This window comes from Pyrococcus sp. (genome assembly GCF_030153625.1).
Lineage (GTDB): Archaea > Methanobacteriota_B > Thermococci > Thermococcales > Thermococcaceae > Pyrococcus > Pyrococcus furiosus.
On record NZ_JASKLM010000049.1, the window covers coordinates 1 to 12,261 of the forward strand.

The following is a 12,261-nucleotide window of genomic DNA, read 5'->3' on the forward strand; positions in this document are numbered from 1 at the left end:
CGTCAGCTCCATAGTGAAGTCGATCTGTATTCACTACTCGACACAGCATGAGTTGGGAGACGCTTCACTTTACGACGATGCTATCACTAGAATAATCGATATGACGGGTGATTCTCATACTGATATTTACGCTCTCAAGGTAGCCCTTGACCTGATCGGAGGAAATTTAAACGTAGAAGAAGCCAGAGAGATGCTTGAACAGATTAACAGAGAAGAATGGCCATTAGCTGGTACTTTGCTCTCGATACTAAGCGGAGAAGAATATCAGGGCTCAACTGAAACACAAGAATGTGAGAAGCTCCTGCAAGAGGTTGCAGAGAGACTCAAAAAGGTTGAGCACGATTAACCTTGGGTGATGAAGTTGGGCGCTACAGCTTTTACTCTCGTGGGAAACCCGGCTGTACCTTATAACTTGCTAGACATAGCTTGACATTATGCGTTGGGGGAAGGAAAGAGTTAATAATGGCGAGTTAAAACTATAAATAACAAGATATAATTTAATTGAGATAAGTATACGCAATAGGCATATGATTAAGAACTAGTTGAAATGGCTGTACCACAAAGAAGAGGTGTAAACAAATGGGAACAATTAGGATAGATGTGGATAAAAGAGAAATTAAAGAACTTATTCCAGAACTTGAATCTGGAAAGTATCGGATTCCATCGTTTCAAAGACAATATGTTTGGGATGAAGATGACATTAAAGACTTGATCGATTCAATCGTCAATAATTATCCTATAGGAACCATAATTCTGTGGAAGCCATCAAATTCTTCTTTAGCCGAGAAGATAGATCCATTCTCAAAACCTTTAATTGACAGTAACGGTAAAAAACCATCAGAAATTTTCTATGTCATTGATGGACAACAAAGACTTACATCATTATTATTGCTATTCAAAGGTTGGGAAATTTCTAGAGGAGGAGAAAAAATAACATGCAGTGTTCCCATAACATACAATCCTGCAAACCAAAAGTTCTACAAGAGTAAGACAAGAGGTATCGACTTGTCAAACCTAATAAAAGCATTTTGGTTAAAAGATAAAGAGATGCTCCGAAAACTCATGGATGAAACGCCAAGTGAGCAATTTGACGACATGATGAACAAAATTGACAGAATATTAAACTATAAGCTTCCGATATATGTTATGGAAACCTATGAAGAGAACGAGGAAACCTTTTTAAGTATGGCAGAGGCTTTTATTAGAGTAAATAAATACGGGGTACGGATAGGAAACTTGGAACTCATGTTGTCATTTTTGGCAGGTGCTATAAGCGGTGAGTTAAAAGAAAGAATTCATGAACTTTATGAGGATCTTTATGGCATATTTGAAATAGATTTGCAACCTGTTCTACGGTTTGCATTTTCAAACTTTGGGCTCAGGCAAACCCAAGTATCCAAAGTAAATCAATTTAAAGCCAATATTAAAAAAATAAACACTCAAAATGCAGATACTATCTTCGAAAAATCCAAAAAATCCATGAAGTTAGCCATTGATTTGCTCAGGAGGGAATTAGGTATATCAAATTCAAGGTTACTGCCTTCTCAAATACCCTTGATCACCATATCTAAATATCTTTATTACAAAGATGTTAGCAACTTAGAAGAGCTCGAAGAAGATGATGTTAAAAACATGATAAATTGGTTCATCTTGGCTAGTTTTAATGGATATTACAGTTCTGCAACAGACACGAAATTAGATGAAGATCTCGAGATTGTAAAGTCTTCGAATGTTTTTCCAATAGGCCAACTACTTGAAAATATGAAAAGGAGAAAAGCTAAGATAAAGATTTCAGAAAACGACATAAAGAGAGGATTAACTATAAACGTGCTCAGAAGGGAAGGGAGAGCACATTTATTTTTGTTGTACGTTCTCTTAGTAAAGAACAATGCAGATAACTGGAATGGACAACTTTTGAAACACAGTTCTTTAAATGAACTATCACGCCACCACATATTTCCCAAAGAATACTTGGAAAAGGAACTAAATATTGACGATCCCGACGACAGAGAGATCATGATAAACAATTTGGGGAATATTACCTTTATTCACAAGCACATTAACTCTGAGATTGGGGATGCTCCCCCAATTGACTATCTTGATCAGTATGTTGACTATGCCAAGAAACACTTTATCCCAATAGATAAAAATCTGTGGAAATTAGAGCAATATCAAACCTTTTTAGACTACAGAATTAAAGAAATATACAGTACAGGCAAGAAAGTATTTAATGAAATATTTGAATAGCTTGTCCTTTCATTCTGTTTCAATAAGGCTCTAGAAGGATTAATTCCTAGCAGTTCTTTAAGGGGATAACCTATGAAATGGCGGGATCACCGAAGAATAACCAAGTACATATCAAAAACTCTTGGACCTTCCAGACGAACTAGCCCATAAAATCTCAGAAGCGAGCATCCTACCAGACCTCACCCCCGATATTGACTTTACCCTAACAACTACTAAAAAGGGAAACCTAAAAGTAAAAGAAACACAAGTACGCCATCACTCTGAGAAAGCCAAACAGTGGGCGTGGAAATACTTGTACAAAGCAAGGAGACAGTATTTAAAGGGCAATCAAGATTGGGTAGAACCCCTCGGAAGAGCTCTCCACTACATCCAAGATTACACGGTAGGCAAAAACAAGACCGTTTTGCGCTTTTTTAAGGTCAAAAGCTGGGACGTCCACAACACAATCGAAAACAGCATTTCTAAATGCGCCATCCCAAGAGGTGAAATACTGCGGGCAAGCAAGATCCCAGTATCGGCTAACGTTCTTAAAGCTGAGTTGAGCAAAAGCACTCTCAAGGAAAATGCAGATGCCGCAATGGCAGAGGCAACGTACTTGACTGCACTGGCACTAAGGGGTGTCCTAGAACCCACAAAACCCGAGGGGCTTGAAGAGAATTTTCGCAAGTCATTAAAACGTCACTTGACCATTGTTGGGCTGCCATTGTTTGGAACTGTTATTTCCTACATTTTCGGGCGCACAGACTGTTCAGTTGCACTGCTCTTGCTTTCCGTGTTAGGTCACTACTTGGATTACAATTTCCACCAGTGGGATCTAGAGAGGCGCTGGTTTTATAAATAAATTCTATCATTCTCAGAGTTAGTGAGATAAAGATGTCATATCCCAACTAACACCAGAAGATTGCTTTCAAATGCATTGGATCTGAAAACTATTGTTTAATCTGGCGAAGTTGAAGTTAGACAATAAAAATTTCGATAATAAGTCAGATTACATTCTAACTTCCGAAAAAGAGAAATGCTTATTAACTTGGTCAATGATATTACTGTTGGTGAACTATGCCTAGGTTTTATGATCTTTTTGGCGATATTCTCAGTCAGAAGAAAGATCACTGGAGGACAAGATACCACAAACTTCCAGGAAGCATTAATTCGATTCTTTTTCAAGAACTAAAAAACTGGTGGGTCACGGCTCCACTAAAGAGTTACGAGAGAAAACCAAGTTATTTTAATGTTTTAGCTATTGACAGCAGCTACCAGATGGAACGCCTAAAAAATGGGGGTTTGTTCTACGTAGTAAGAGCGTTGGGCATTGATAAAAACAAGGAATACCGATTATTGGGAGCAGATTTTGATTATGTCGATGGCCCCACCCACGAGGTCACAAACATTTTTAGCAGGAAGATGGAGTACTTGGAAATTAAACTTGCTAACGAGGCAATATCCGGGGGATTCTCGGGGGTAGTACTAATAGATGGGTCGCTCTATGGAAGGATCTCGCATTTGGTAATAGAGAGCCCTCTTAGCCACGAGAGAGACTTCTTCCTTAAATACTACAAGGAAGTCCTGAGGCTGTTCAAGCTTGCCAATCGAAATAATGTTATGGTTATAGGGATAAGCAAAGAGAGCAATAGCAGGTTTTTTAGGGATTTCCTCGTGAAGCAGATAGTAAAACTCCCCAGCGTACGGGGAAAAGTGCCAGAGGATAAGGCCAAACATTTGATATCCCTAGTACTCGACAATAGGAGGCGCGCCCTAGAAGAACTAGACATGTTAAAACATGAATATGGTGACATTGGTTTGTTAAACGAAACTGTGAAGGAGCTTATGGTTCCTAGACCAGACTACCAGTTACTAGAAATCTCCAATCTTGATCCAGGGTATACAATCCCTCTTCTTCTTGGTCCCTCAAAAAGATGGCTCAGGGGGTTGTCTCAAATCGAGTCCGACCCAGAGGGGTACATTAGAACTGCATTTCCGACGCTTTCAATGGATAAGGATTTCAGGGGAGCTGCAATAAAAGTACTTAAGCAACTCAGGGAGCTCCCATCGATAGTGTCTTTCCACGCCCTTCTAGACAAGAGGGACTCCCCTCTTAGAATCGACGTCCCCGCTTTTTGTCTCGGGTTATCCAAAAAATTCCACGATGTGGGATGGCCAGAACCCATTAATAAAAACATCCTTGACGATGTGTTGAGTATCGTAGTTACAGGATATGGGGGGCTAGAATACCACAACATATGGCTATGGAAAGTCGATAAAGAAGTGAAATTCCATAGAAAGGAGTTCGATGATATGTATCTGTCCAAATTTAAAGAAGTTGTAGAGGTGGACATAAATGCTCGGGATTACAGACGGGTTAAACTCTTTTGAGAAGATTGGAGTGGTAGTAGGTGAAACAACCCATTCAGAGTTTTATTTTGCCATAGATAACACAAAAACACCTCAGATTTGGGATTATGTAGTAGTTCCCTCAAGAGAAGTCGTGGATGGCGTGGAAAGGGAGGTTCTTGTTTTAGGCCAGATAGTTTCGATAACCTCCTACTCTCAGGGACTAAACGAATACACACCATATTCTGTCGCAGAAAAGCTGAAAGACGCCGAGATAATTGAGCCAAGGTTATTCGCAAAGGTGAAAGTTTTGGGCTTTCCAGTGAACGGGAAAATTCTGATGCCCAGACGCACTATCTACCCCGGAACCTATGTTTATCTTGCCCCAGATGAGGTTCTTTCCTTAGTGTATTCATATCCAGAAGAAGAAGGTTTGTTCATTGGCCATCTGATAACCCGCCCCTCAGTTAAGGTGCATCTAACAATAAAGGGCTTTCGGAGACATCTCGCGATTCTTGCACAGACGGGCGCGGGAAAAAGCTACACTGCTGGAGTTTTACTGGAGGAGCTCTATGAGAAAGGAGCCACAGTAATAGTATTAGACCCTCACGCAGATTATGTTTTCATATCTCGCAGCAAAGATGGAAATAGGAAAGTGTTAAAGAGAGTTAGTGTATTCAGAACCCGCGAAAGTACAGGAAGATATTCCAAAGAGGATATTGGACATGTTGAGACTTATGAGATTAAGTTTTCAGATTTATCCCCCGAGGAGATATTCACAGTAGCTGGTATCAGCGATAAATGGTCGAACATTCAGAAGGCAGTAAGAGATGCCGTCAAAAAACTACAAGAGGAAAAACTTGGAGGGTACACTGTGGATGACCTGATAGAAAAACTTGAATCTATGGGCAACGACGGGGAAAAAGCTGTGAAATACATTGAGAGGTTGAGTGGATTAAAAGTCTTCGGTGAGGTGACAACACCAATAGAAAGGCTTCTTAAACCTCAGCATATCTCTGTTATGGATCTTTCAGGATTGAATGATCATGTAGCAGACTACATAGCATACAAGATCCTATCAGAAGTGTATTCCCAGAGAGAACAGGGCAAGTATGAGTACCCAGTCTTCATTCTTATGGAAGAGGCCCACAGGTTCATTCCCAAAAAGGAGAGTACCCTATCTAAGCGCATAGCAAAACGAATAGCCGCAGAGGGGAGGAAATTCGGCGTATTTCTTATCCTCGTAACTCAAAGGCCCCAAAAAATTGACCAAGATGTTCTAAGCCAGTGTAACAGTCAGATAATCATGAGAATGACCAACCCAGAAGATCAGAAAGCTGTCAGAAATAGTGCAGAACAAGTAAGTGAAGAACTCTTAAGGGATTTGCCTGGCTTGAATGTGGGTGAAGCTGTTATTGTTGGGGAGATGACCAAGATGCCAGTCATGGTAAGGATTAGAGAACGGAGAACTCAGGAAGGCGGTGCGGATATTGACATTGTTTCACTCCTCAGAAAAGCCAAGGAAGAAGTTAAGCAGGAGGCCAATAGAGGAAGGATAAATGATATCCGCTCAGAAATTAATAGTTTACTTGATATGGGGGGATTAGAATGAGAATAGGCCACATCGCCGATACTCATTTGGGATACAGACAATACAACCTTGAGGAAAGAGAAAACGACATTTACGATGCTTTCAATGAAGTCATTGACCGAATGATAGAAGAAAGAGTTGATGTGGTTATTCACGCGGGAGACTTCTTTGATAGTCCTCATCCCCCAATTAAGGCTCTTTACGTAGCTAAAGAGGGTATCAAGAAGCTAAGAGAACATAACATACCAATATTAACTGTATTGGGAGAGCATGATACCCCTCGGAGAAGAGCAATGCCTCCACACTTGCTTTTGGACATTCCAATTTTAGGAATCGGGCAAGTTCAGAAGGTTGTCATTAATGATGTTGCATTCTTTGGCATCTCAAATTTAAAAGGCCACAGAGTCGAGCTTCTAAAAGAGGAGCTCTCCAAAGTGGATTTGCTTACTAGAGAATACAATAAGAGCGTTCTTATTGCCCATCAAGCCATCAAAAAATTTCTACCTTTCGAGGAAGCCTATGAGTTAGAAATGGCTGATTTACCAAGGGAGATAACTTACTACGCCTTCGGCCACATACACTCCAGAGTAATAGAACAATTCGGAAAAGGCTACTTAGCGTATTCGGGTTCGACAGAGATAATGAGAAAAAGTGAGATATCCTCCTGGAAACGCCATGGAAAAGGCATTTACATCGTTGATCTTGAGGGGGATCTTCCAGAAATTCATCAGATAAATCTCGAATCAATACGTCCTCAGTTTGAGCTCTCTTACACCCAGAATGATAACATATCTAAGGAACTAAGGGCCTTTATTTACATGTTATTTGAAGAGAACATTCCTCCAAAAAAAGCCCCAATCCTAAAGCTGAATGTCCAAGGAGACAGCATAAGGAAACCAGAAATTATTGAAAGAGTACGTGGAATCTTGGAAGATCTTGTACCCCACAAGATTCTGCGGTATGATGTTCATTTCAGCGGAGCTGATGTTCTTAGCAGTTTAACACCTGAGGAACTCAAAGAAATCGGTGACTTAAAAACACTCTTTACGGAATATCTCGGGGACGCCAAGCTAGGAGAGTTGGCCTTTGAGCTCTATTCCCATCTATGGAAGGACGACATCGAGGGTGGCATCGAAGTATGTATGAGGCACCTTGAGGGGGAAGAAGAATGATAATAAGACATATTGTCCTGAAAGACTTCCTGTCTCACAAAGACACAACTGTAGACTTTCCTTTTGGTGTTACCGTTTTTGTTGGGCCTAATGGTGCTGGCAAAACATCGATCCTAGATGGAATTTTTGTAGCACTCTTCAATCACAGACCCCGCGGAGAGAATTGGAGTGATGTAATTCGTAGGGGTGCAACAAGCGCCAGAATTGAGCTTGAGTTCGAGGAGGGAGGAATTCCCTACTACATAGTATGGGAGAGAAGAAAAACTGGAGTACCAATTTACAAGCTCTATCGGGCAGATACCAATACATTGATTGCCGAAGGAGTTAGAGAAGTTCAATTGCAATTAGAGAGAATTATCGGTTTAGACAAGGACTCAGCGATTAACTCAATACTCATAAGGCAGGGGGAAATCACATCACTTCTCGATCAAAGACCTGCAGAGAGAAAGAATCTCATTGGCCGTCTAATTGGGTTGAACAGACTCGAAACTGCCTGGAGGAACATGGCAGCAGTCATTGATCACTTCAAGGATAAATTGAGAGAGTATGAAAGACTCCAAGGCGAATACGATTATCTCACAAAACATCTTGAGGAGTTAACTATCGAGCAACAGAAGTTGCAAGGGGAGATACAAAATCTTAAAGGACAAATGAAGCTCAAGGAGGAAGACCTAGCCAGATTTACTAAGCTTCTTCAGGAAATGGAAAAGAAAAAGGAAAAATACACAGAGATTTCAAACGAAATTAATCTCCTCAATACTCAACTGGAAAGATTTCTGGACAATTTAAACACTGCCCTTAAAGAGCTGAAAGAAGCCGAAGAAGCAAAGAAAAGGGCAGAAGAATTGCTTCCAGAGGTTAGTAAATTAGAAACTCTTGAAGGACTACTTAGAGTGATCAACCAGATAAAACCGCTGAAAGAACAAAGAGAAACATTGGAGAGAGAATTATCAAGGATAGAGCAGATAGAACAAACCATAAACGAAACTGCTCCTTTACACGAAGAATACATGCAAATAGAAGAGACCCTGAAGTCCATTGAGGCTTCTATCTCTGATCTTCAACCTCGGAAGGAGACACTAATTAGCCTGGAAAAAGAAAAAGAATTAGTTCTCAATGAATTAGAGAAAGCCAGAAGGAAGCTGAATGAAATTCTTGAGAAAACGAAGGCCTACCAAACCGTAGATAAAATTGATGAGACGTTACTGTTAAAAACACCAGATGAGCTCGAAAGGGAGATTACGAAATTACAGACTACTATCGAAAACTACGCATCAACTTTGGAGAGGCTCCGCTTAGAGCTAAAGGAATCTGAAAATGCAAGAAATAGAGTAAAGGAGCTAGAACCCTTAATAGAGCGCCTCTCTATGCTCAAGGAGTTAAGGGAACTACAGAGCCAAATCTCCGAAACAAAGAGGGAAATGGAAAGGATACGTGAAATTCTCTCAAGTATCGCTGAACTGAGAGAGGCAATTGAGAAACTTCTCCCAAGTCATGGGGAGTATCAGAGAATAACCAACGAACTTGAAAGACTACATGAAGAACTTGATAAACTCCGGGAAAAACTTGGACACCTGAACGCTATTGAAGGAAGACTAAAGGAAAAGGAGACTCAACTTCATAGGCTTGAGAAAGAGTTAGAAGAGCTTGAAAGGGAAATACTTAAATTCCTTCCAACCCCCACATTAGAAGCCAAGGAGGAACAGCTAAATAACCTAGTTAAGACCATCAGAGAGACCCAAAGGGAGCTAAAGAGATACCAGGACAGAATAGCTGCGTTAAGGGGCCGCATCGGAGAAATTGAAGAGTATCTCTCCCTTTTGGAAGGCTCAAGTGTGTGCCCTGTCTGCCACAGAGAAATGGATGAAACTCACAAAGCACGCGTAAAGAGGGAGTTCCTTGATGAGAGAAATCAAATAGAGGAGGAAATCCACAAGTTGGAGAAACTCAGTAAAGAACTCGAAGAAAAACTTGGAGAACTTGAGAATATCAGGAGATCCCTAGAAAAACTTGATTTAGCAAGATATCAAAAAATGAAGGCCGAGATGGAAGAGCTAAAGAATGAGATTGAAAACATGAGAGAGCAACTTTCTGAGAAAAACAAACTGGAGAATGAGTACATAGATCTAATGAGGAAAATTAACGAGAAAGAAGAGCACAAAAAGATCGTCGAGCAAGACTATCACAAATATTCTGTTCTAAAGGAGCAACTAGAGAACATTTTACAACAGACTCCAGAGCATGAATTAGAGGGGAAACTCTCTAAACTTCAGGCTCAGCTTTCTCTCCTCAATAATCAAGTTGCTCAGATAGAGTCAGCTCTTAAGGAAATTCCTTCCAACTTGAATGAAGAGATCAAAAAACTGGAGAAGCTTCAAGAGGAATATCTCAGCCTCAAACCAAAGGCAGAGGAACTTGAATCCATTAAAAAAGAGATAAGTACAATAGAAGAAAGCCTCAGAAGAACAAAAGAAGTTGAGATACCCTCAAGGCTTCTTGCTGAGAAACTCCTCATAGAGAAGGAGGTTGAAAAACTAAGCAAGAAACTAGCAGATCTGGAGGACAAAATTGATGTAACTAAAAGAGACGTTGAGCGTCTTAACGAGCTTGAAGATAAGAAAAAACAGCTTAGGAGCAGACTAGAAGAGCTTAAGCCAGCACATGAAAAATACGTGGGTAGCGTCGATGCTTTAAAACGCGAAAGACCCAAGAATGAGGTAATACGAGACATTGAAGTAGTTTCTCAGGAGCTTTTGGAGCTAACGAGGAGAACTGAAGAGTTAGCAAATTCGATAGGTGGAATTCCAGATGACCTTGAAGCAGAGATATCACGGCTTAGAAACTTAAAGGATGAATACATAAGAGCTAGTGAAAGAGCTAAAGAGCTTCAATCTCTCCAAGAAAAAGTTTCACATCTTAACTCCGAAGTAGAGCGCCTCAAAGCTTCTATCGAATTGAAGAAACAGGAACTAAAGTCTCTTGATTTTTCTGAAGAAGAGCTCAAAAGCCTTCAAGAGAAAGTACGCAGTATTGAAAATACAGTCAAAGAACTCAATGGGGTCATAAATGCCAAAGAAGAAGAGCTAAGAAAAATTTTGTCTAAGATAGAGGAAGTCAAGACTCAGATATCAGAACTTGAACAGAAACTTAAGAAAGTTGAACGTCTTCAGAGGCTTCTGTCAGACCTTGAGAGGATTCGTGCTGCTTATCATCGCGATGGTGTCCAACGGCTCTTGAGACAGAGAATTGCCCCAGTGATCTCTGAGTTGGCTACAGACTACATCGAAAACTTCAACATGGACATCACAGATATCTATCTCAGCGAGGACTTTGACATAACTGTCGTGAAAAATTCTGTAGAAGTTCCAACGTCCACATTAAGCGGCGGCGAGCGGGTTGCTGTGGCACTGGCACTAAGACTAGCAATAGCAAGAGCCCTCTCCCGGAACCTTTCAGTAATCATAATGGATGAGCCGACTACTCATCTAGATGAAGAGCGCAGGAAAGACCTTGTGGAAATACTGGACAGGTTCTTCAAGTCTAGAGGAGCAATTCCTCAAGTGATAATAGTGACACACCACCCAGAACTTGAGAACGTCGCGGACACCCTCTATTTAGTTAGAAATGTTGACGGTGTCTCCCAAGTACAAGAAGTTGAAAACTTAGGAGGAGAGAGGCTTTAATCTTTTTTTCTTTTCAGCAACCAAACTTCCACTATGCTAGACTCAGATAGAGTGTATAGCTGGAGTGGTAGATAATAAGAGTTCCTTAGTCAATGCAATATTTTTAATTTTAGAGGTAACCAATCCTCATATTATGAAAACAAAACGTGGCTTTCCCGTTGAGTTATGTCCCTTCCATACACATTAGATCTAGAGATCGTGCGATATGGCAAGACTTGTCATATTCCAGCACGAACAAAAAATCCTTAGATAGTGCAGTCAGTATACATAGTATCACAAAAAAAGCATGTAGGAATGTTAGTAGAAGAATAAGCTTAAGTTCATGACTTCTTTACAATAGAAGAGCCGATACTAAACTTATTTTATGCACTTTACTAAAGTCCATGATCTTTATTAGATCTTTCCTTAGAACTTGATACATTGCATAATATGAACTCTCCAATGATGTCAGATAAAAAATTCTCATAACTCCTCTGAGCCTTACCAGATGAAGAAATATTACCTAAAACATAAACCTATAAACCCAGTCATCAAATATTTGTAACTGTTCCGATGCTAAAATATGAACCCAAGCGTTCATTAATTTTGTCGATATTATATCCTCCATCAATTCACGGAATCTGTCTGTATTTGATCTATCAAACCCACAAAATATATCTCCTGCTACAAGTAGCCCGAGCATGGCTTCTCTGCTTTCTCTCTCATAATCTCGGAACTCAAGTATCATGCCAAATTTCTTAAATATCTTTTCCACAAATCCCCAATTTTTAACAAAAATCTTATCAAATGCATCTTCTGGGAAATCCTTGATAATATACCTTATTTCACCGTTATAAATAAAAATCGACAAACTATGCTTCTCTTTCAATTCTTTTAATTCTCTCACATCAAGATGAAAATTAATGACTTCCTTCCTTTTTTCGTTTTTAATTCCTCCTCTAATTACAAAGACATCTTCTTCTGGCAATCTCATCATCCCACTCACCTTTTTACTTTTCATTTAAAGCTTTATATATTCTCCGTTTGTATATTTAAGTCTTTTCATTCTTTACTTCAATGTGAAATACTTACTTGGACTTCTTTTAATCAGGGCTTCATACAAGAACATTAGCATTCCCCTATTTATGGTTATAAATTGGAAAATCAGATAAGCTCTCCGAAAACTTCCAAACTTCGCTATTATTGGATAATATTTTTGTTCTTGTCTCCTCACTAAGCACATATAATAGTTCGGGCATTA

Annotated in this window: 7 protein-coding genes and 1 pseudogene; 7 read left to right on the top strand and 1 reads right to left on the bottom strand. The window is 39.8% G+C overall.

Going from position 1 to position 12,261, the window contains the following annotated elements; genetic code table 11:
- The 7 genes and pseudogenes from PWP39_RS08180 to PWP39_RS08210 form a co-directional block, all read left to right on the top strand.
- Positions 1–346 (top strand): annotated as a pseudogene (locus PWP39_RS08180) (hypothetical protein); the annotation flags it as partial.
- Positions 347–579: 233 nt separating this feature from the next.
- Positions 580–2,247, top strand: coding sequence for a DUF262 domain-containing protein (locus PWP39_RS08185; protein ID WP_288073431.1), 1,668 nt, complete (start codon positions 580–582; stop codon positions 2,245–2,247).
- Positions 2,248–2,368: 121 nt separating this feature from the next.
- Positions 2,369–3,088, top strand: a complete 720-nt coding sequence (locus tag PWP39_RS08190) for a hypothetical protein (protein WP_288073432.1) — start codon at positions 2,369–2,371, stop codon at positions 3,086–3,088.
- Positions 3,089–3,303: 215 nt separating this feature from the next.
- Entirely contained in the window at positions 3,304–4,617 is a 1,314-nt protein-coding gene (locus tag PWP39_RS08195) for a DNA double-strand break repair nuclease NurA (protein ID WP_288073433.1), read from the top strand.
- Complete coding sequence (locus PWP39_RS08200; RefSeq protein ID WP_288073434.1) at positions 4,583–6,187, top strand: helicase HerA-like domain-containing protein; 1,605 nt, start codon at positions 4,583–4,585, stop codon at positions 6,185–6,187. The genes PWP39_RS08195 and PWP39_RS08200 overlap by 35 nt, the downstream gene beginning before the upstream one ends.
- Positions 6,184–7,338 (top strand): metallophosphoesterase family protein, encoded by a 1,155-nt coding sequence (locus PWP39_RS08205; RefSeq protein ID WP_288073435.1) that lies wholly within the window; start codon positions 6,184–6,186, stop codon positions 7,336–7,338. The genes PWP39_RS08200 and PWP39_RS08205 overlap by 4 nt, the downstream gene beginning before the upstream one ends.
- Positions 7,335–11,021, top strand: coding sequence for an AAA family ATPase (locus PWP39_RS08210; RefSeq protein WP_288073436.1), 3,687 nt, complete (start codon positions 7,335–7,337; stop codon positions 11,019–11,021). The genes PWP39_RS08205 and PWP39_RS08210 overlap by 4 nt, the downstream gene beginning before the upstream one ends.
- A gap of 502 nt (positions 11,022–11,523) precedes the next feature.
- Here the strand turns inward: PWP39_RS08210 and PWP39_RS08215 are convergent.
- Entirely contained in the window at positions 11,524–11,997 is a 474-nt protein-coding gene (locus tag PWP39_RS08215; RefSeq protein ID WP_288073437.1) for a hypothetical protein, read from the bottom strand.
- Positions 11,998–12,261: the final 264 nt, after the last annotated feature.

Coding starts and splice junctions, on each gene's coding strand:
- PWP39_RS08185 (WP_288073431.1), top strand. CDS start 580: ATGGGAACAATTAGGATAGATGTGGATAAAAGAGAAATTAAAGAACTT.
- PWP39_RS08195 (WP_288073433.1), top strand. CDS start 3,304: ATGCCTAGGTTTTATGATCTTTTTGGCGATATTCTCAGTCAGAAGAAA.
- PWP39_RS08200 (WP_288073434.1), top strand. CDS start 4,583: ATGCTCGGGATTACAGACGGGTTAAACTCTTTTGAGAAGATTGGAGTG.
- PWP39_RS08205 (WP_288073435.1), top strand. CDS start 6,184: ATGAGAATAGGCCACATCGCCGATACTCATTTGGGATACAGACAATAC.
- PWP39_RS08210 (WP_288073436.1), top strand. CDS start 7,335: ATGATAATAAGACATATTGTCCTGAAAGACTTCCTGTCTCACAAAGAC.
- PWP39_RS08215 (WP_288073437.1), bottom strand. CDS start 11,997: ATGATGAGATTGCCAGAAGAAGATGTCTTTGTAATTAGAGGAGGAATT.